Source organism: Hansschlegelia quercus, from assembly GCF_004310425.1.
Classification (GTDB): Bacteria; Pseudomonadota; Alphaproteobacteria; order Rhizobiales; family Methylopilaceae; genus Methylopila; species Methylopila quercus.
This window is the reverse complement of record NZ_SIUB01000010.1, coordinates 1-18,781: the sequence shown is the minus strand read 5'-3', so window position 1 is coordinate 18,781 and position 18,781 is coordinate 1. Positions and strand designations below refer to the sequence as shown.

15 protein-coding genes and 2 pseudogenes are annotated in these 18,781 nt (G+C 66.0%); 11 read left to right on the top strand and 6 right to left on the bottom strand.

Translation table 11 applies throughout. The features are described 5' to 3' along the window. Positions 1-209: 209 nt before the first annotated feature. Positions 210-2,195 (top strand): acyl CoA:acetate/3-ketoacid CoA transferase, encoded by a 1,986-nt coding sequence (locus tag EYR15_RS15600; protein ID WP_131004502.1) that lies wholly within the window; start codon positions 210-212, stop codon positions 2,193-2,195. Between the two features lie 124 nt (positions 2,196-2,319). Here EYR15_RS15600 and EYR15_RS15595 read toward each other — a convergent pair whose 3' ends face one another. Together EYR15_RS15595 and EYR15_RS15590 are read right to left on the bottom strand one after the other, a co-directional pair. After that, positions 2,320-3,012, bottom strand: coding sequence for a cysteine hydrolase family protein (locus tag EYR15_RS15595; protein WP_131004501.1), 693 nt, complete (start codon positions 3,010-3,012; stop codon positions 2,320-2,322). Positions 3,013-3,044: 32 nt separating this feature from the next. Further along, positions 3,045-3,737: a TetR/AcrR family transcriptional regulator gene (locus EYR15_RS15590; protein WP_131004500.1), complete on the bottom strand. Its 693-nt coding sequence runs from the start codon at positions 3,735-3,737 to the stop codon at positions 3,045-3,047. Between the two features lie 105 nt (positions 3,738-3,842). Here EYR15_RS15590 and EYR15_RS15585 point away from each other — a divergent pair, with 105 nt between their 5' ends. The 9 genes and pseudogenes from EYR15_RS15585 (at position 3,843) to dapF (ending at position 12,079) form a co-directional block, all read left to right on the top strand. Beyond that, the gene (locus tag EYR15_RS15585; protein ID WP_131004499.1) at positions 3,843-4,928 is read left to right on the top strand and encodes a putative urea ABC transporter substrate-binding protein; all 1,086 of its coding nucleotides are present in this window, start codon (positions 3,843-3,845) and stop codon (positions 4,926-4,928) included. A gap of 23 nt (positions 4,929-4,951) precedes the next feature. Then, positions 4,952-5,770, top strand: a complete 819-nt coding sequence (locus EYR15_RS15580) for an ABC transporter permease (protein WP_131004498.1) — start codon at positions 4,952-4,954, stop codon at positions 5,768-5,770. A 4-nt stretch (positions 5,771-5,774) separates the two neighbouring features. Beyond that, positions 5,775-6,614, top strand: coding sequence for an ABC transporter ATP-binding protein (locus EYR15_RS15575; RefSeq protein WP_131004497.1), 840 nt, complete (start codon positions 5,775-5,777; stop codon positions 6,612-6,614). Positions 6,615-6,619: 5 nt separating this feature from the next. Next, on the top strand, positions 6,620-7,933 hold the full coding sequence (locus tag EYR15_RS15570) for an NtaA/DmoA family FMN-dependent monooxygenase (protein WP_131004496.1): 1,314 nt from the start codon (positions 6,620-6,622) through the stop codon (positions 7,931-7,933). 47 nt (positions 7,934-7,980) lie between these two features. Continuing rightward, positions 7,981-8,499: a flavin reductase gene (locus EYR15_RS15565; RefSeq protein ID WP_131004495.1), complete on the top strand. Its 519-nt coding sequence runs from the start codon at positions 7,981-7,983 to the stop codon at positions 8,497-8,499. A gap of 84 nt (positions 8,500-8,583) precedes the next feature. Then, positions 8,584-9,572: pseudogene (locus tag EYR15_RS15560) on the top strand (aliphatic sulfonate ABC transporter substrate-binding protein). Continuing rightward, on the top strand, positions 9,569-10,399 hold the full coding sequence (locus tag EYR15_RS15555; protein ID WP_131004494.1) for an ABC transporter permease: 831 nt from the start codon (positions 9,569-9,571) through the stop codon (positions 10,397-10,399). The pseudogene EYR15_RS15560 and the gene EYR15_RS15555 overlap by 4 nt, the downstream one beginning before the upstream one ends. Before the next feature lie 3 nt (positions 10,400-10,402). Beyond that, positions 10,403-11,146 (top strand): ABC transporter ATP-binding protein, encoded by a 744-nt coding sequence (locus tag EYR15_RS15550; RefSeq protein ID WP_131004493.1) that lies wholly within the window; start codon positions 10,403-10,405, stop codon positions 11,144-11,146. Positions 11,147-11,206: 60 nt separating this feature from the next. Further along, the gene (gene dapF / locus EYR15_RS15545; protein WP_131004492.1) at positions 11,207-12,079 is read left to right on the top strand and encodes a diaminopimelate epimerase; all 873 of its coding nucleotides are present in this window, start codon (positions 11,207-11,209) and stop codon (positions 12,077-12,079) included. A 184-nt stretch (positions 12,080-12,263) separates the two neighbouring features. On the opposite strand, the gene lpdA is transcribed toward dapF, so the two are convergent. Further along, positions 12,264-13,664, bottom strand: a complete 1,401-nt coding sequence (gene lpdA, locus EYR15_RS15540) for a dihydrolipoyl dehydrogenase (protein WP_131004491.1) — start codon at positions 13,662-13,664, stop codon at positions 12,264-12,266. Between the two features lie 143 nt (positions 13,665-13,807). Between lpdA and EYR15_RS15535 the strand changes: the two genes are divergently transcribed. Continuing rightward, positions 13,808-14,131 (top strand): SWIB/MDM2 domain-containing protein, encoded by a 324-nt coding sequence (locus EYR15_RS15535; protein ID WP_131004490.1) that lies wholly within the window; start codon positions 13,808-13,810, stop codon positions 14,129-14,131. Between the two features lie 34 nt (positions 14,132-14,165). On the opposite strand, the gene odhB is transcribed toward EYR15_RS15535, so the two are convergent. From odhB to EYR15_RS15520, 3 genes and pseudogenes are all read right to left on the bottom strand, one after another. After that, a complete protein-coding gene (gene odhB / locus EYR15_RS15530; RefSeq protein ID WP_131004489.1) occupies positions 14,166-15,458 on the bottom strand; it encodes a 2-oxoglutarate dehydrogenase complex dihydrolipoyllysine-residue succinyltransferase in 1,293 nt (430 codons plus the stop codon). A 129-nt stretch (positions 15,459-15,587) separates the two neighbouring features. Continuing rightward, positions 15,588-18,539, bottom strand: a complete 2,952-nt coding sequence (locus EYR15_RS15525; protein ID WP_131004488.1) for a 2-oxoglutarate dehydrogenase E1 component — start codon at positions 18,537-18,539, stop codon at positions 15,588-15,590. A 137-nt stretch (positions 18,540-18,676) separates the two neighbouring features. Beyond that, positions 18,677-18,781 (bottom strand): annotated as a pseudogene (locus EYR15_RS15520) (succinate--CoA ligase subunit alpha); the annotation flags it as partial.

The window sequence follows — 18,781 nt, the reverse complement described above, 5'->3', positions numbered from 1 at the left end:
CTGACGCCGTTCCGCGGCTTTCTCTGAAGTCATCTCGCAAGTGCGAGATGGAAAGCCTTCAATTCGGCTTACGACATTGGCGGCATTGCGTAATGGAAAATGAACAACTACCGTTGGGCATCAAATACATGAGCGATGACGTCGCTTTGGCATGCCGAACCGGGCGCCGGAAAGGCTTGTCGACGTCAGGTTGAGGATCGACGGGGCCCATGAAGAAAAACAAGGTCATTACCGCCGCCGAAGCGATCGCGCTGATCCGTGACGATGACGTGGTCACGACGACGGGCTTCGTCCAGAGCTGCATCCCCGAGGCGCTGCACGCTGCGCTGGAGAGCCGCTTCGTCGAGACCGGATCGCCGAAGAATCTCACGCTGGTGATGACTGCGGGCGCGGGCGACTCGAAGGGCCTCGGCACGGGCCGCCTGCATCACAAGGGGCTGCTCAACCGCGTCATCGCGGCCAATTTCGGCCGCATGCCGAAGGTCGCGGAAGCCGCCAAGCGCAACGAGATCCTCGGCTACAACCTGCCGCAGGGCGTCATCTCTCAACTCTACCGCGCCTGCGCGGCCGGTCAGCCCGGCCTGTTCTCGAAGGTCGGCCTGCACACCTATGTCGACCCGCGCCATGGCGGCGGCCGCGTGAACGACCTCACCCAGGAGGAGATCGTCAAGGTCGTCGAGGTCGATGGCGAGGAGTGGCTGTTCTACAAGGCGACCAAGATCGACGTCGCCTTCATCCGCGGCACCTCGGCCGACCCCTCGGGTAACATCTCGATGGAGAAGGAGGCGCTGACCCTCGACGTGCTGGCCCAGGCGATGGCCGCCCGCAACAATGGCGGCATCGTCGTGGCGCAGGTCGAGCGCATCGTCGATGACGGCTTCCTGCTGCCGAAGGACGTTCGCGTTCCCGGCATTCTGGTCGACTGCGTCGTGGTCGCCGAGCCCGAGATGCACCGCATGAACTACGGCGTGATGCACAATCCGGCGCTCGCGGGCCAGATCCGCGTGCCGGTCACCGGCATCGCCAAGATGAAGCTCGATCCGCGCAAGGTCATCGCCCGCCGCGCGGCCTTCGAGCTGCCGCCGAACGGCGTTGTCAATCTGGGCGTCGGCGCGCCGGAGGGCATCTCCTCGGTCGCAAACGAGGAGAAGGTCACGCCCTACATCACGCTGACCACCGAGGCCGGGGCGGTCGGCGGCGTGCTGGCCTCGGGCTCGAGCTTCGGGGCGGCGACCAACGCCGACTGCGTCATCGACCAGAACCAGATGTTCGACTTCTACGACGGCGGCGGCCTCGACATGACCTGCCTCGGCATGGCCGAGTGCGACGAGGCCGGCAACGTCAACACCTCGTCCTTCGGCGGCAAGCTGAACGGCTGCGGCGGCTTCATCAACATCAGCCAGAACGCCCGCTGCGTCGTGTTCGCCGGCACCTTCACCGTGGGCGGCCTCGAGATCGAGATCGCCGACGGCAAGTTGAACATCATCCAGGAAGGCCGCTCCCACAAATTCCTGAAACAGGTCGAGCAGAACACGTTCTCCGGCCCCTACGCCTGCGAGCGCGGGCAACCGGTGATCTACGTCACCGAGCGCTGCGTGTTCGAGCTGACCGAGGACGGACTGGAGCTGATCGAGGTCGCGCCGGGGATCGACATCGAGCGCGACATCCTCGCCCATATGGACTTCAAGCCGATCGTGAAGGCGCCGGTCCTGATGGACGCGCGCATCTTCCGCGACGAGCCGATGGACCTGCTGTCCGATCTGCTCAACCTCAATCTCTCCGAGCGCGTCTCCTATGACGAGGAGCGCAACATCCTGTTCCTCAACCTCGAGGGCTGGAATGCGCGCCAGAAGAGCGACATCGACGATCTGCGCAAGGTGCTGGTCGACGCCTGCGTAAAGGCCGGCAAGCGCGTCAACTCGGTCGTCAATCACGACGGCTTCCGCATCTCGGAAGCTCTCTACGACGACTACGCCGAGATGATCGAATATCTGATGGAGCACTATTACCAGACGACGTCGCGCTACGCGACGAACGCCTTTCTGCGCCTCAAGATGCAGGAGGCGCTCAAGAAGCGCGGCCTCGCCCCCCACGTGTTCGAGCGCAAGGAGGACGCCCACGCCTTCCTTGAGCGAGCCGACCGGGTCAACGCCGCCTTCGGAGAGGATCCTAACGAGGAAGCCGCGGCGGCGTAGGTTTCAGCCGTCATTCCGGACGGCTGAAAGGCCGATCCGGGATCGTGCGCTGTATCGAGCTCCATCCCGGTGACGATCCCGGCTCTCGCTGGAGCTCGGCCGGGATGACAAGCGGCGTCGGCCTTTAAGGCAAATAGCCGATCAGCTCGTCCGCGCTCATCACGTGGCAGTAGATCATGTTCATGATCTCGAGCTCCTTCAGGTGAAGCGCGTGGTCGCCCGCTGCACAGGCGTCCTCCACCACGATCACGTCGAAGCTCTCGTCGGCGAGGCTGCGGACGGTCGACGCGACGCATTGATCGGTGAACACGCCGCAGCAGATCACGTGGCTGATCCCGATATTGGTCAGCGTCAGCCTGAGGTTGGTGCCGGTCAGCGCGCTGTCGGTGGTCTTGATGACCACGATCTCGTCAGGCTTCGGCGCGATCGAGGCTGGGATCTGCGAAGCGTGCTCGTCCTTGGGAAGCAGCAGGTCGTTCCAGCCTGGCTTTTTCTGGCTAAGCGAGCGATCGCGGCCGTCGCCCGTCTGGCAGGCGATGCGGGCGTAGATCACCTCGAGGCCGCCGTCACGGAAGCGCTGCAGCAGCCGCTGGATGGTGGGCATCACCGTACCCGCCATGCGTTCGTGGAACGGCGTCCAGGCGTCGTAGCGGGCGCGTTCGGCGCCCGATAGGGACGCTCGATCCGGCCGCTCGAAATAGGTGTTCTGCACGTCGATCACGAGCAGCGCCGTTTTTCCCTTCACGAGGATCGGGTCCGGCGGCTCCGGGGCGCCTTCGTAATAGAGCGAGCGGTAGGCGGTCTTCCAGGACGTCATCGGCGATCTCGTCGAAATGGCTTTCGGCAGGCTTAGGCGACGGACTTGTCGAGGAGCTCCGCGACCAGCCCGCGCAAATCCTCGATGTCGGCCGCGATGCGGTCGTCGCCGCGCGCCGTGGACGCAAAGAAGATGCCGTCGAGATGGAGGCTGATCGCTCGCGCCGTCTTGGTGACGTCCACCGCGCGGAACTGGCCGGCGGCGATCCCGCGTCCGATGCAGTCCTCCAAGAGGGCCTGCTCGCGGGCGTAGAACTGCGCGATCAGCGCCGCGGCGGCATCCTCGCTCCGGCGGCTAGGGGCGTAGTCGCTCATGAGCTTCGTCATGCGCACCAGCGTCGGCGCGATCGAGGCGTGCATGTCGAGCCACGCCATGATCTGGGATCGGGCGTCTCCGCCGGAGCTCGCCTCCGCATAGCCCGCGTTGAGCTGGCCGATGGCGTGGCCGAGCGCCTGGGCGAACAGGTGCTCCTTGCTCTCGAAGTAATAATAGATGAGCGCCGGGTTTACGCCGCAGGCGAGCCCGAGATCGCGCACGGTGACCGTGCTGTAGTGCCGTTCAGCGAACAGCTTGAGCGCGCCGTCGAGGATCAGTTCGGTGCGCTCGGCCGGCGCGAGCCGGCGGCGCGCGACCCCTTTCGTCGACGCATCCAGGCTGCGCGCGGCGTGCGCAGGCCGCGCATTCGACTGAGGCGCCGCCCTTCTGATTCCAGACTGTCGAGCCATTTTCGGCGCCCAAATTTTGCGCTGCACAATGACTGCGCCTTCGTTCATATTAAACACGCGTTTAATAGCGCCGTCGACCCCGGCGCGCCGTTCCAGGAGCCTGCGATGCGTCGTTTCCTGCGCTTTCTCGCCCTCGGCCTCGCGATCGGCATCGGCGCCTTCGCCGCGCTGTCCCTACCGGCCGAGGCCGCCGCGAAGAAGACCTTCAAGATCGGCTATTCCGTCTATGTCGGCTTCGAGCCGCTGGAGTGGCTGAAGAGCTCCGGCACGATGAAGCGCTGGGCGGACAAATACGGCATTGAGGTCGAGATCGTTCAGATCAACGACTATGTCGCGGGGATCAACCAGTTCATCGCCGGCGACCTCGACGCCTTCGCCATGGCGAACATGGACCAGCTGGTGATGCCCGCCGCTGGCGGCGTGGACACGTCGCTCTTCCTGATCGGCGATTACTCCAACGGAAACGACGCCATCGTTTCGAAGACCGCCAAGTCGGTGAAGGAGCTCGAGGGCAAGGACATCTTCCTGCTGCAGTACAGCGTCTCGCACTACCTGTTGAACCGCGCGCTTATCATCAACGGCATGAAGGGCGTCGGCGCGGTCAAGACCACCAATATCTCCGACGCCGAGATCTCCGCCGCCTTCATCAGCCAGCCGCAGATGGAGCACGCGGTCTCGTGGAAGCCGATGATCCCCGACATGTTGAAGGGCGCTCAGGGCTCGAAGATCATCTTCGACAGCTCGCAGATCCCCGGCGAGATCATGGACGTTTTCGTCGCCAAGACCGAGACGCTCAAGGACAATCCCGACTTCGGCAAGGCCTTCACCGGCGCTTGGTACGAGGCCCTCGGCCACCTCAAGGAAGGCGGGGCCAAGGCCGATGAGGTGAAGTCCGTGATGGCGGCCGCCCTCAACACCGACGAGGCGGGCCTTAAGACGCAGATGGACACCACGCACTTCTTCCTCTCGCCGGTCGAGGCGCACGCCTTCCTGACCGCCGCGAAGACCAAGGAGATCTGGAACTACGTCCGCACCTTCTGCTTCGAGCAGGGGCTTTATGGCCAGGGCGCCGACAGCGTCGACGCGATCGGCATCCAGATGAGCGATGGATCGGTGCTCGGATCGGAGAAGAACATCCGCATTCGCATCGACCCGACTTTCACCAAGCTCGCGGCCGACGGGAAGCTCTGACGGGCCGGCGGGGGCGGAAGCCGATGCGGCGCATCGTCAACTATCACCCGAGCACGACCGCGCGGATCGCGCTGGGCGCGCTTCCGATCGCGATCGCGATCGCGGCCTATCTCATCGCCTCGGACGCGCGGCTCGCCGCCAATCCCGGCGACAAGATCATGCCCGCGATCTCGTCGTTCTATGCGGCGATGGCGCGGCTGATCGGGCGGGTCGATCCGACCGCGGGCCAGCCGCTGTTCTGGTACGACACCTGGCTCAGCCTCGCGCGTCTCGGCGCGGGGCTCGGCATCTCGGCCGCGATAGGCCTCGTCCTCGGCGTGCTGATCGGCTTCATCCCCTATCTGCGCGCGACCTTCGATCCGATCGTCGCCGCGCTGTCGCTCATCCCGCCGCTCGCGGTGCTGCCGATCCTGTTCATCGCCTTCGGCCTCGGCGAAGCGTCCAAGATCATTCTGATCATCTTCGGCGTCGCGCCGGTGATGGTGCGCGACATGGTGCTGTCGGTCTCCGCCATCCCGCGGGAGCAGATCATCAAGGCGCAGACGCTGGGCGCCTCGACTTGGCAGATGATCCTCGACGTCGTGCTGCCGCAGGTGCTGCCCCGCCTGATCGACACCGTGCGGCTGTCGCTCGGCGCGGCTTGGCTGTTCGTCATCGCCGCGGAGGCGATAACGGCGGAAGGCGGCCTCGGCTACCGGATCTTCCTCGTCCGCCGCTATCTCGCGATGGACGTGATCCTGCCTTACGTCGTCTGGATCACGCTGCTCGCCTTCCTGCTCGACTACGGCCTGCGCAAGCTCTCCGCCTACGCCTTCCCCTGGAACGGGTTGAAGGAGGCTTGAAGGCATGACCGAGATCCGCTTCGAGCACGTCTGGAAGGAATATGGCGCCCACATCGTCCTGGAAGACGTCGACTTCTCTCTCGCCGACCATGAGTTCCTGGTCGTCATCGGGCCGAGCGGCGTCGGCAAGACCACGCTGCTGCGCATGCTGCTTGCCCAGGAGCGTCCGACGCGCGGACGCATTCTGCTCGACGGCCAGCCGATCGCGGCCGAGCCGACCGCCGATCGCGGCGTCGTGTTCCAGCGCTACTCGGTGTTTCCGCACAAGACGGTGCTGGGCAACGTCATGATGGGCCCGCAATGGGCAGGCTCGCCGCTGCTGGGCCGGTTGTTCGGGGTGAAGCGCAAAAGCCTCAGGGACGATGCGATGGCGCTGCTCGAGCGCGTCGGCCTCGCCGAACATGCGGACAAATATCCGGCGCAGCTTTCCGGCGGCATGCAGCAGCGTCTCGCGATCGCCCAGGCGCTGATCAACAAGCCGAAGGTGCTGCTGCTCGACGAGCCGTTCGGCGCTCTCGATCCGGGCTCCCGGCGCTCGATGCACGTGTTGGTGCGCGAACTCTGGGAGGAGCGGGCGATGACGATCGTGATGGTCACGCACGATCTGATGGAGGCCTTCCATCTCGGCACGCGCGTCGTCGCCGTGGACCGGCCCCGCAAGGACCTGCAGGCGCCCGAGCGCTTCGGCGCCCGCATCACATCCGACTTCTGCGCCAAGCCGCGCATCGTGCGCGACAGCATGAAATTCGAAGCCGCGCGCCTGCGCGCCGCCGCCGAAAAGACGCTTGCCGAGCAGGCGATCCCTGCCGAGCGGGCGACGCCTGCCGCATCCCGTAAGGACTGACAGACATGGCCGACAAGCGCTTTCACCTCGCCTGGTTCATGAACTTCACCCCCGACGAATGGCGCGAGCCGTTCGGCCAGGGCGGCAGCCCGTGGGACGGCCAGTTCTATGTCGAGATGGCGAAGACGCTGGAGCGCGCCTGCTTCGACTACATCATGATCGAAGACAAGCTGATGGTCCCGCAGACCTATGGCGGCTCGTCCAAGGCCTCGCTCAACCACGGCATGATGGTGCCGAAGCACGACCCCGCGCCGCTCGCGGTCGCCATGGGCATGGCGACGTCGCGGCTCGGGATCATCGCCACCATGTCGACCATGGCCTATCCGCCCTTCATGCTGGCGCGCTTGTCGTCCACGATCGACAGCCTGACCAAGGGCCGGTTCGGCTGGAACATCGTGACCTCCGCCGAAGACCTGATGGCGAAGAATTTCGGCATGGACCGGCTGCCGCCGCGCGACCAGCGCTACGAGATGGCGGACGAATACATGGAGGTGATGGGCAAGCTGTTCGACAGCTGGGAACCGGACGCCGTCGTGCTCGATCGCGACGCCGGCATCTACGCCGACGAGACCAAGGTCCATCCGATCGACTACGAGGGCAAATACTACAAGGTCCGCGGGCCGCTCAACACGGTGCCCTCGCCGCAGCGGCGGCCGCTTTACGTGCAAGCCGGCGCCTCGCCGAAGGGCCGCGACTTCGCGGCGACCCATGCGGATTCGATCATCTCGGTCGCAAGCGGCGTCGCGGAGATGAAGAAGTTCCGCGACGACATCCGCGAACGCGCCGTAAAGCTCGGCCGCGATCCCGATACGATCAAGGTGATGTTCTGCGTCACGCCGGTTGTCGGCGAGACCGACGAGGAGGCCCGCGCCAAGTATGAGCGCATGCTGAGCTCCGAGCACTTCATCGTGGATACGCTGGCTTCGCTCTCGGCCATCACCGAGATCGACTTCGCCCAGTTCGACGTCGACAAGCCGATTCCCGAAAAGCTCGTGACGAACGGCGAGTCCGGCACGCTCGACAAGTTCCAGCAATGGGGCAGCGGCAAGACGCTCCGCGAACTCGTGGTCGATGGCGGCGGCGGGCTCGTGTCCTCCGTGGAGCTGGTCGGCACGCCGGGCACGGTGGCGGATCGCATGGGCGAGATCATGGAGGAGGTCGGTGGCGACGGCTTCCTGATCACCACGCCCGTGCTGCGCGTCAGCCGCCGGTTCATCGTGGAGATCGCGGACGGGCTCGTCCCCGCGCTGCAGAAGCGCGGCCTTGTGCGCACCTCCTATGCCCACGAGAAGCTGCGCGACAACCTCTTGGAGTTTTGAGACGCCAAGGCGCCTCGAAACCGGCCCGGACCCGAACGGACAAAGCCATGACGCAATGCGCGGAAGCATACGGCGCCGTAACCAAGGACCAGTACCGCGACGCGATGGCGACGGTTGCGGCGGCCGTAAATGTCGTGACGACCGACGGGCCTGCGGGCCGCGCCGGCTTCACGGCGACGGCGGTCTGCAGCGTCACCGACAGCCCGCCGACCCTGCTCGTCTGCGTGAAGCGCGACAGCTCGGTCGGCGAGGCGTTCCGCGCCAATGGCGGTCTGTGCGTCAACACGCTCGCGCCGGAGCATACTGCGCTCTCCAACATGTTCGGCGGCAAGACGCCTTCCGAGGAGCGCTTCGCGGCCGCAAACTGGACGACGGCTTGCACCGGCGCGCCGGTGCTCGAAGGCGCGCTAGCGTCATTTGATTGCCGCATCTCGAGCGTCGTCGACGTCGGCACCCATGCGGTGCTCTTCTGCGAGGTCTTGCATATCGGCGGCGGCGCCCCGCGCGACGCGCTGATCTATGTCGGCCGGCGCTACGACAGCCTCCCGGCTTGCGTAGGCACCTAGCAGCAGAGTCTAGTTGACTTAATTTATAGACTGAGTGTCTTTAAAGATGCGTCCGGGTCGGGCGCTCTTCGGAGACTCTTCGTCATGGCCTTCCTGTCCCGGCGCAGCCTGCTGTCCTTCGCCGCCGTCGCAATGCTTCTCGCTCCCGGGATCGCGAGCGCCGCGCCATCGGAAGTCCGCCTGGACTGGGCGACTTACAGCCCGGTGAGCATCGCGCTTAAGGAGAAAGGCTTCCTTGAGAAGGCCTTGAAGCCCGAGGGTATCTCGGTCGTCTGGGTTCAGTCGCTCGGCTCCAACAAGGCGCTTGAGTTCCTCAACGCCGGCTCGCTAGACTTCGGCTCCTCCGCCTCCGCCGCCGCTTTGATCGCACGCGTCAACGGCAACCCGATCAAGTCGGTCTCGATCTATTCGAAGGCGGAATGGACGGCGCTCGTCGCCGGGGCCGAAAGCCCGATCAAGTCGCTGGCCGACCTCAAGGGCAAGCGCGTCGCGGTCACCCGCGGCACCGATCCGCACATCTTCCTCGTCCGCGCGCTCGCCCGCGAGGGCTTGAGCGACAAGGACGTGAAGCTCGTCCTGCTGCAGCACGCCGACGGCCGCCTCGCGCTCCAGCGCGGCGACGTCGACGCCTGGGCCGGCCTCGACCCGATGATGGCCTCCGCCGAGCTGCAGGACGGCGCGAAGCTGTTTTACCGCGACCCATCGCTCAACAGCTGGGGCGCGTTGAACGTGCGCGAAGCTTCGCCAAGGAGAACCCGGCGCTCGTCGACACGGTGCTGACGGCCTATGCCGAAGCCCGCAAATGGGCGATCGAGAACCCCGCCGAGCTGAAAGCGCTGCTCGCCAAGGCCGCCAAGCTGCCTGAGGACGTCGTCGCCCGGCAGCTGGAACGGACCAAGCTGAGCTATAGCCCGATCGGCGAAGAGGAGGCCTCCGCCGTGGTCGCGGCCGGCGAGGCGCTCGCCAAGGCCGGCGTCATTCCCGCCGAGACGGATGTGAAGGGCTTCACCGCCGCCCTCATCGACCGCAGCTTCGACGCCAAGGTCGCGGAAACGACGGCCGCCGCGAAATGACGGACTTCAGCCTCTCCGGGCTGACGCACGCGAAGGGCGACGCCGTAAGGCGTCGTTCCCGTTTTATTGCGGGCTGGGCGCTCGGCCTCGCGCTGCCGGTCGGCCTCGCGCTCTTATGGGAGGCCGCCGTGCGCCTCGGCCTGTCGGACGGCCGGCTGATGGCCCCGCCGAGCCGCATCTTTGCGACGCTGGGCGCGCTTTGGACGACCGGCGATCTCGCGCTCCACCTCTGGGCGACGGTGTGGCGCGTCGCGGTCGGATTCGCGATCGGCGTCGCCTCGGGCACGGCTCTCGGCGCGATCGCGGGGTCTTCCGCGCTGACCCGGCGGGTGGTCGACCCGACCTTGCAGGGCCTGCGCGCCGTGCCGTCGATCGCCTGGGTGCCGCTGTTCATCCTGTGGCTCGGCATCTTCGAGACGTCGAAGGTCGCGCTGATCTCGGTCGGCGTGTTCTTCCCGGTCTATCTCGGCGTTTTGGGCGCGATCGCATCCGTCGACCGCAAGACCGTCGAGGTCGGCCGCATCTTCCGGCTCGGCCGCGTCGCGCTCGCCCGGCGCATTCTGTTGCCCGCGATCCTGCCGGCCTATGTGCTGGCGCTGCGAGCCGGCCTCGGCCTCGGCTGGATGTTCGTGGTCGCCGCCGAATTCATGGGCGCGTCCGAAGGGCTCGGCTATCTGCTGGTCGACGGCCAGCAGCTTGGCAAGCCCGATCAGATCGTCGCGACGATCCTGATCTTCGCGCTGCTCGGCAAGCTCAGCGACGCTTTGCTAGTCGCGGCTTCCGCGCCATGGCTGCGCTGGCAGGACGTCGTGCGCGAGGAGGATTGAGCCATGGCGCTCTCCGTCAGGGACGTCTCCAAGGCCTTCGACGGCGCGCAGGCGCTGTCGCATCTGTCGCTCGACGTCGAGCCCGGACGGATTCTCGCAATCGTCGGCGGCTCTGGCTGCGGGAAGAGCACGCTGCTGCGGCTGATCGCCGGCCTCGAGTCCGCCAGCGCCGGGGCGATCGCGCTCGACGGAAGCCCGGTGACGGCGCCGCGCGAGGAAATCGGGCTTGTGTTCCAAGAGCCGCGCCTGCTGCCATGGCTCACGGTCGCCGGCAATGTCGGCTTCGGGCTCGAGGACAGCTCTGAGGCCGAGAGGAAGGCGCTCGTGGCGCAGGCGCTGGAGCGGGTGGGCCTCGCCGCGAAGGCGAACGCCTGGCCGCGCCAGCTCTCCGGCGGACAGGCGCAGCGCGCCGCGCTCGCCCGAGCGCTGGTGGTGCGCCCGAAGGTGCTGCTGCTCGATGAGCCGTTCTCCGCGCTGGACGCCATCACCCGGGCCGATCTGCAGGACCATCTGCTGGAGCTCTGGGCTGAGCTTCGTCCGACCTTGGTGCTCGTCACCCATGACGTCGACGAGGCCGTCTATCTCGCCGACGAGGTGGTGGTGATGGCGGCCCATCCCGGCCGGATCGCCGAGCGCATCTCGATCGACGTCCCGCGCCCGCGCGAGCGGCGCTCGGAGACCGTCGACCGCGAGACCCGCCGCGTGGCGCGGGCGCTTGGCGAAGCGATCGGCCGCCGCGCGGCCTGAGGCCTCGCGAAACGGCGGGTTAAGAGGCATATAGGGGCGGCATAAACCGGACCGCCCGACATGAGCGCCCTGATCGACCGCCCCTACGCCAAGATGAACGGGCTCGGCAACGAGATCCTGGTGGTCGACCTGCGGGGAACGTCCGCCCGCGTGACGGCGGGCGAGGCGCGCGCGCTGAGCGCCCGGCCGGACACCCGCTTCGACCAGCTGATGGCGCTGCACGATCCGCTGACGCCCGGGACGGCCGGCTTCATGCGCATCCTGAACGCCGACGGGTCGGAGGTCTCGGCCTGCGGCAACGGCACGCGCTGCGTGGCGGATCTGCTGATGCGGGAAGCCGGAATCGACGCGCTGACACTGGAGACCAAGGCCGGCCTGCTGGTCTGCTCCGCGGGGGGCGCGCTCGGCGAGGTCACCGTCGATATGGGCGCGCCGCGCTTCGGCTGGGCGGAGATCCCGCTCGAGGAAGAGTTTGCCGACACCCGCACGATCGAGCTTCAGATCGGGCCGATCGACGCCCCGCTGATCCACTCGCCCTCTGTCGCCAATGTCGGCAATCCGCACGCGATCTTCTGGGTGGACGATCTCGACGTGGTCGATCTCGCCCGCGCCGGCCCGATGCTTGAGAACCACCCGATCTTTCCCGAGCGCGCCAACATCTCGCTCGCCAAGGTGACGTCGCCCGAGGCGATCACGCTCAAGGTCTGGGAGCGCGGCGCAGGGCTGACGCTCGCCTGCGGCACCGCCGCCTGCGCCGCCGCCGTCTCCGCCGCCCGCACCCGCCGCACGGGACGCGACGTCACCGTGACGCTGCCGGGCGGGCCGCTGAGGATCGTCTGGCGCGAGGGTGACGACCACATCCTGATGACCGGCCCGGCCGAGTTGGAGCACCGGGGCAGGCTGACCGCCGAGATGTTTTCGGAAGCGGCCTGAGGCGCGCGAACAAGCTCGTCATCCCGGCGTATAGCCGGGATGACGTTTTATCCCGGCCGCCCTTGCGTGCGCTTCGAGGCGGCCCTTCGCGCCTCCTCAGCATGAGGAGGTTAGAGGTTCTCCACGATCCTCATGCTGAGGAGCCCGCATCAGCGGGCGTCTCAAAGCGCGCACATCCTCCGCCTCACATATGGATCGCGCGGCTGTCCACCGCGAGCGCGGCTTCCTTGACGGCTTCGGCGAGCGTCGGATGGGCGTGACAGGTGCGGGCGATGTCTTCGGACGAGGCCGAAAACTCCATCCCGAGGGCGGCCTCCGCGATCAGGTCGCCGGCGCGGGGGCCGACGATATGAACGCCTAAGACCTTGTCGGTCTTGGCGTCAGCCAGGATCTTCACGAAGCCTTCCGTCGTGGCGTTCGCCTTGGCGCGGCCATTGGCCGTGAACGGGAACTTGCCGGCTTTGTAGTCTGCGCCGTCGGCCTTCAGCTCCTCCTCGGTCTTCCCCACTGAGGCGACCTCGGGATAGGTGTAGACCACGTTCGGGATGACGCCGGAATTCACGTGGCCGGACTTGCCCGCAAGGATCTCGGCGATCGCGACGCCCTCATCCTCGGCCTTATGGGCGAGCATCGGACCGGCGATGACGTCGCCGATGGCGTAGATCCCGTCGACATTGGTCTTGAAGTGGCCGTTGGTCTTCACCCGCCCGCGCTCGTCGAGCGCCACGCCGGCTTCTTCGAGGCCGAGGCCCGCGGTGTAGGGAACGCGGCCGATCGCGACCAGCACGACGTCGGCCTCGACCGTCTCAGCCTCCCCGCCCTTGGCGGGCTCGACGGAAACCTTCAGGCCATCGCCGGCCTTCTCCGCTGACGTGACCTTGGAGCCGAGCTTGAACTGAATGCCCTGCTTCTCGAGCAGGCGCTGGAACTGCTTGGTGGTGTCGACGTCCATGCCGGGAAGGATGCGGTCGAGGAACTCGACGACCAGCACCTCCGCGCCGAGCCGCCGCCAGACCGAACCCAACTCAAGCCCGATCACGCCGCCGCCGACGACCACCAGCTTCTTCGGCACGGACTTCAGCGTGAGCGCGCCGGTTGAGGACACGATGGTCTCCTCGTCGATCTCGATACCCTTGAGCCGCGCTATGTCCGAGCCTGTCGCGATGACGATCGATTTGGTCTCAAGCGTCGTAGTTTCGCCGCGGTCGAGCGCGACCTCGACCTTGCCGGCGCCGAGGATCTTGCCGACGCCGGTGAAAGTCTCGACCTTGTTCTTCTTGAACAGGAAGGCGACGCCTTTCGTGTTGCCCTCTACGCCCTCATCCTTGAAGGCCATCATCTTCGCGAGGTCGAGCGTCAGTTCGCCGACGCCGATGCCGAGCTTTTCGAACTTGTGGCCGGCTTCCTCATAGAGCTCGGAGGCGTGGAGCAGGGCCTTCGAGGGGATACAGCCGACGTTGAGGCAGGTGCCGCCGAAGGTCGGCCGCTTCTCGACCACCGCCACCTTGAGGCCGAGCTGCGCCGCGCGGATCGCGCAGACATAGCCGCCGGGGCCGGTTCCGATGACGATGAGGTCGTAGGCCATCTGTCTCTTCCGCTCGGATATCTTCAAGTTTCGAACTAAACGGTGCGTCGCCGTGTGGAACGTCGGCAGGCCGATGGAGTTTGTTGCACGGGGAACGTCGTTTCGCGTACCCTCGCAAGCTCTCCTAGGAAGGATGCAACGAAATGGCGGCGACGAAGACCACGGAAAAGAAGCCCGCGGCGGCCAAGAAGCCGGCCGCCCCGAAGAAGTCTACCGGAGCGAAGAAGCCCAACGCGCTGAGCGTCGAGGTGAAGCCGTCCGCCGAACTCGCGGCCATCGTAGGCGACAAGCCGCTCGCGCGCAGCGCAGTGGTCAGCAAGACCTGGGAATACATCAAGAAGCATAAGCTTCAGAACCCCGATGACGGCCGCGAAATCCTTGCGGACGACAAGCTCGAGAAGATCTTCGGGAAGAAGAAGGCCACGATGTTCGAGATGAACAAGTTTCTCAACGCCCATCTGAGCTGAGACGAGCGGGCGGCCTCACGGCCGCCCCGACCTCTCAGAGATCCATCACAAGTCGCGACGGATCTTCGAGGCTTTCCTTGACGCGCACGAGGAAGGTCACGGCCTCTTTCCCGTCCACCACGCGATGGTCGTAGCTGAGGGCGAGATACATCATCGGGCGGATCTCGATTTTCTCGCCGACGGCCATCGGCCTCTCCTGGATCTTGTGCATGCCGAGAATGCCCGACTGCGGCGCATTCAGGATCGGCGTCGACATAAGCGAGCCGTAGATCCCGCCATTGGTGATCGTGAACGTGCCGCCCTGCATCTCGTCGATCCCGAGCTTGCCGTCGCGTGCGCGCCTGCCGAAATCCGTGATCGTCTTCTCAATGCCTGCGAGACCCTTCTCGCCGGCGTCGCGCACCACCGGCACGACAAGGCCTTTATCGGTCCCGACGGCGATGCCGATATGATAGTAGTTCTTGTAAACGAGGTCGCTCCCGTCGATCTCGGCGTTGACCGCCGGAAGATCCTTTAGCGCCTGGATCACCGCCTTCACGAAGAAGCCCATGAAGCCGAGCTTCACGCCGTGCTTCTTCTCGAACACGTCCTTGTACTTCGCGCGGAGCGCCATGACCCCCGTCATGTCGACCTCGTTGAAGGTCGTGAGCATGGCCGCGGTGTTCTGCGCGTCCTTGAGGCGCCGCGCGATCGTCTGGCGCAGTTTCGTCATCTTCACGCGCTCTTCGCGCGAGGCGTCGTCGGGCGCGGAAGGCGCGCGCATCTTGGCGGGCTCGGGCTCGGGCGCGGGCGCTGAGGTCGCAGGCTTCTGCGGTGCTCTCGCCCCGCTCTCGCCGGCGGCGAGCATGTCGCCTTTGGTGACGCGGCCGTCCTTGCCGGTGCCCTGAAGGCTCGCCGGATTGATGCCAGTCTCGTCGGCTAGACGGCGGACGGAAGGCGCCTGATCGTCGGCCGCGCCATTTGCTTTCGGCGCGTCAGTCTTCGGCTTGGTTTCGTTGGCGTCGTCTCTGATCGGCTTCGGCTCTTCGGCCTTTGCAGACTCCGCGGCCTTCGCCTCCGGTTGCTTCTTCGGGGCGGCCGTAGCGCCGCCGCTTTCCTCGATCGAGCCGAGCAAGGCGCCGACCCCGACGGTCTCGCCGTCTTTCGCCTCATATTCGCCGAGGACGCCAGCGGCGGGCGCCGGCACCTCCAGCGTCACCTTGTCGGTCTCAAGTTCGACGATGGGCTCGTCTGCGGAGACGGCTTCCCCCGGCTTCTTGAACCATCGGCCGATCGTGGCCTCGGTCACGGATTCGCCGAGCGTCGGAACGCGGATCTCAGTGCCCATCAGATCGCTCCCCTAAGAGAGCCTCCCCATTCGTGTCCGGAAAACGCCGCCTGGATGCAGGATAGGCGGCCTGAGAGGAAAATCCGACCCCCTCATAGGAAATTCCGCTTGATCGCCGCAGATACGCGATCAACCGAGCGCGTCGTTCAGGAAAGCCTGGAGCTGCGCGAGGTGCTTCGACATCAATCCTGTCGCCGTCGCTGCGGAGGCCGGGCGGCCGGCATAGCGAGGCCGGCGGTTCTTCGCGCCGATCTGGTTCAGCACCCATTCGATGTAGGTTTCGACGAAGAACCAGGCGCCCATGTTCCTGGGCTCTTCCTGGCACCAGACGATCTCCGCGTCCTTGAAGCGCGAGAGCTCGTTGACGGCGGCCTTCACCGGGAACGGATAGAGCTGCTCGACGCGCAGGACGTAAACGTCGTCCGCGCCGCGCTTCTCGCGCTCCTCCAGCAGGTCATAATAAACCTTGCCTGAGCACAGGACGACGCGGCGGATCTCGGCGTCCGGCTTGAGCTGGAGCGTCGAACCCGGGTGAAGCTGCGCGTCGTCCCATAGCAGGCGGTGGAACGAGGAGCCGTCCTCCATCATGGAGAGCGGCGAGACTGCCCGCTTGTGGCGGAGCAGCGACTTCGGCGTCATCAGGATCAGCGGCTTGCGGAAATCGCGGACGAGCTGGCGCCGCAGGATGTGGAAGTAGTTCGCTGGCGTCGTGCAGTTCGCGACCTGCATGTTGTCCTCGGCGCACATCTGCAGATAGCGCTCGAGGCGGGCGGAGGAATGCTCCGGCCCCTGACCTTCGTAGCCGTGCGGCAGCAGCATCACGAGGCCCGACATGCGCAGCCATTTGCGCTCGCCGGACGACAGGAACTGGTCGACGATTACCTGAGCGCCATTGGCGAAGTCGCCGAACTGCGCTTCCCACAGTGTCAGGGCGTTCGGCTCGGCCAGCGTGTAGCCATATTCGAAGCCGAGCACGGCTTCTTCGGAAAGCATCGAGTTGATGATCTCGAAGCGCGCCTGTTCGGGATCAAGGTTGGAGAGCGGCGTGAAGCGCGCTTCGGTCTCCTGATCGGTCAGCACCGAATGGCGCTGGCTGAACGTGCCGCGCTCGACGTCCTGGCCGACGAAGCGGACCGGCCGGCCTTCCACGAGCAGCGATCCCAGCGCCAGCGCCTCGGCCATCGCCCAGTCGACGCCTTCGCCGTCCTCGACCATCTTGCGGCGGTTATCCAGCAGGCGCTGCACAGTGCGGTGGACCGCGAAGCCCTCGGGCGCCGAGCCGATCTTGGCGCCAAGGTTCTTGAGGATGTCGACCGGCACGCCGGTCCTGCCGCGGCGCGCGTCGTCGACGTCCTTAGACGCCTTGATGCCGGACCATCGGCCGTCCAGCCAGTCGGCCTTGTTCGGCTTGTAAGACTGCCCGGACTCGTACTCGACCTCGAGCTTCGACCGGAAGGCCTGACGCATCTCGTCGGCCTCGCCAGCTTTGATGACGCCTTCCTTCTCCAGCCGCCCGGAATAAAGCTCGAGCGTGGTCGGGTGCTTGCGGATGACCTTGTACATCCGCGGCTGCGTGAAGGACGGCTCGTCGCCCTCATTGTGGCCGAAGCGGCGATAGCAGAAGATGTCGATCACGACCGGCTTGTGGAACTTCTGCCGGAACTCGGTCGCGATCTTGGCCGCGAAGGTCACCGCCTCCGGGTCGTCGCCGTTCACGTGGAAGATCGGCGCCTCGATCATCTTGGCGACGTCGGACGGGTAGGGCGAGGAGCGCGCGTTGCGCGGGCTCGTCGTGAAGCCGATCTGATTGTTGATGATGACGTGCAGCGAGCCGCCGGTCTTGTGGCCGCGCAGGCCCGACAGGCCGAAGCATTCCGCGATCACGCCCTGGCCGGCGAATGCAGCGTCGCCGTGGATCAGCAGCGGCAGCACCTGCACGCGGTCGACGTCACGATGCTGGTCCTGCTTCGCCCGCACCTTGCCGAGCACGACGGGATCGACGATCTCGAGATGCGAGGGGTTCGCGGTCAGCGACAGATGGACGTTGTTGCCGTCGAACTCGCGATCCGACGATGCGCCAAGGTGATACTTGACGTCGCCCGAGCCTTCGACCTCGTCCGGCGTCCAAGACCCGCCCTTGAACTCATGGAAGATCGCGCGGTGCGGCTTTCCGAGCACCTGGGCCAGAATGTTCAGGCGGCCGCGATGGGCCATGCCGACTACGATCTCGCGCACGCCCAGCGCGCCGCCGCGCTTGATGATCTGCTCCAGCGCCGGGACGATCGACTCGCCGCCGTCGAGGCCGAAGCGCTTGGTGCCGGTGTATTTGACGTCGAGAAATTTCTCGAAGCCCTCGGCTTCCACCAGCTTGTTGAGAATCGCCTTCTTGCCCTCGGGGGTGAAGGCGACGCCCTTGTCCGGCCCCTCGATGCGCTCCTGGATCCACGCCTTCTCGGCCGGATCGGAGATGTGCATGAACTCCACGCCGAGCGTCGAGCAGTAGGTCCGCTTCAGGATCGCCAGCATCTCGCGCACGGTCGCGAATTCGAGGCCGAGCACGTGGTCGATGAATATCTTGCGGTCGAGGTCGGCGTCGGAGAAGCCGTAGGATTCCGGGGCGAGCTCCTCGCGCTCGGCGCGATGGTCCAGCTTCAGCGGGTCGAGGTCGGCGGCGAGATGGCCGCGGATCCGGTAGGCCCTGATCATCATGAGCGCGCGCGTGGAGTCGCGCGTCGCGGCCTTGATCTGCTCTTCGGTGAGCGGCGCGCCCTTCTCGGCGCCGCGCGCCTTCAGCTTGTCGCCGATCGCGATCTCGATCGCGCCCCAATTGCCATCGAGCGCCGAGACCAGCTCGCCATTCGCGGGGATCGGCCAGTTCGGTCGTTCCCAAGAGGGGCCTTCGGCCGTGCGCTCCACCGAGGCCGGCTCGTCTCCGAGATCCTCGAAGAAGGCGCGCCATTCGGCGTCGACTGACGACGGATCGTCCTGGTAGCGGGCCTGGAGGTCCTCGACGTAGGCGGCGTTGCCGCCCCAGAGGAACGAGGTGCGGGAGAAAGCGTCGTTCGCCGGCTGGCGGGACATCGGATGAGAGCCTTGAGGTTTAAGCCGCAGCGTCTATCGCATCGCAATATAGACCCGATGCCGGGGGATAGAACGCCTCAATTGCGAAATCCCCGTGTCGCCCGTTCACAAAACCTTTCGCGATCCTTCAAGCGGCCTTAGCTCTTGAGCAGCTCGACCAGCGTCTTGCCGAGCCTTGCGGGGCTGGGCGACACGCGGACGCCCGCGGCCTCCATCGCCGCGATCTTGTCCTCGGCGCCGCC

Bases quoted from the DNA above. Each gene is read 5' to 3' on its own strand.
- EYR15_RS15565 (WP_131004495.1), top strand. From the start codon at position 7,981: ATGACGCAATGCGCGGAAGCATACGGCGCCGTAACCAAGGACCAGTAC.
- EYR15_RS15580 (WP_131004498.1), top strand. From the start codon at position 4,952: ATGCGGCGCATCGTCAACTATCACCCGAGCACGACCGCGCGGATCGCG.
- EYR15_RS15525 (WP_131004488.1), bottom strand. From the start codon at position 18,539: ATGTCCCGCCAGCCGGCGAACGACGCTTTCTCCCGCACCTCGTTCCTC.
- dapF (WP_131004492.1), top strand. From the start codon at position 11,207: ATGAGCGCCCTGATCGACCGCCCCTACGCCAAGATGAACGGGCTCGGC.
- EYR15_RS15535 (WP_131004490.1), top strand. From the start codon at position 13,808: ATGGCGGCGACGAAGACCACGGAAAAGAAGCCCGCGGCGGCCAAGAAG.
- EYR15_RS15550 (WP_131004493.1), top strand. From the start codon at position 10,403: ATGGCGCTCTCCGTCAGGGACGTCTCCAAGGCCTTCGACGGCGCGCAG.
- odhB (WP_131004489.1), bottom strand. From the start codon at position 15,458: ATGGGCACTGAGATCCGCGTTCCGACGCTCGGCGAATCCGTGACCGAG.
- EYR15_RS15555 (WP_131004494.1), top strand. From the start codon at position 9,569: ATGACGGACTTCAGCCTCTCCGGGCTGACGCACGCGAAGGGCGACGCC.
- EYR15_RS15600 (WP_131004502.1), top strand. From the start codon at position 210: ATGAAGAAAAACAAGGTCATTACCGCCGCCGAAGCGATCGCGCTGATC.
- EYR15_RS15595 (WP_131004501.1), bottom strand. From the start codon at position 3,012: ATGACGTCCTGGAAGACCGCCTACCGCTCGCTCTATTACGAAGGCGCC.
- lpdA (WP_131004491.1), bottom strand. From the start codon at position 13,664: ATGGCCTACGACCTCATCGTCATCGGAACCGGCCCCGGCGGCTATGTC.
- EYR15_RS15585 (WP_131004499.1), top strand. From the start codon at position 3,843: ATGCGTCGTTTCCTGCGCTTTCTCGCCCTCGGCCTCGCGATCGGCATC.
- EYR15_RS15575 (WP_131004497.1), top strand. From the start codon at position 5,775: ATGACCGAGATCCGCTTCGAGCACGTCTGGAAGGAATATGGCGCCCAC.
- EYR15_RS15590 (WP_131004500.1), bottom strand. From the start codon at position 3,737: ATGGCTCGACAGTCTGGAATCAGAAGGGCGGCGCCTCAGTCGAATGCG.
- EYR15_RS15570 (WP_131004496.1), top strand. From the start codon at position 6,620: ATGGCCGACAAGCGCTTTCACCTCGCCTGGTTCATGAACTTCACCCCC.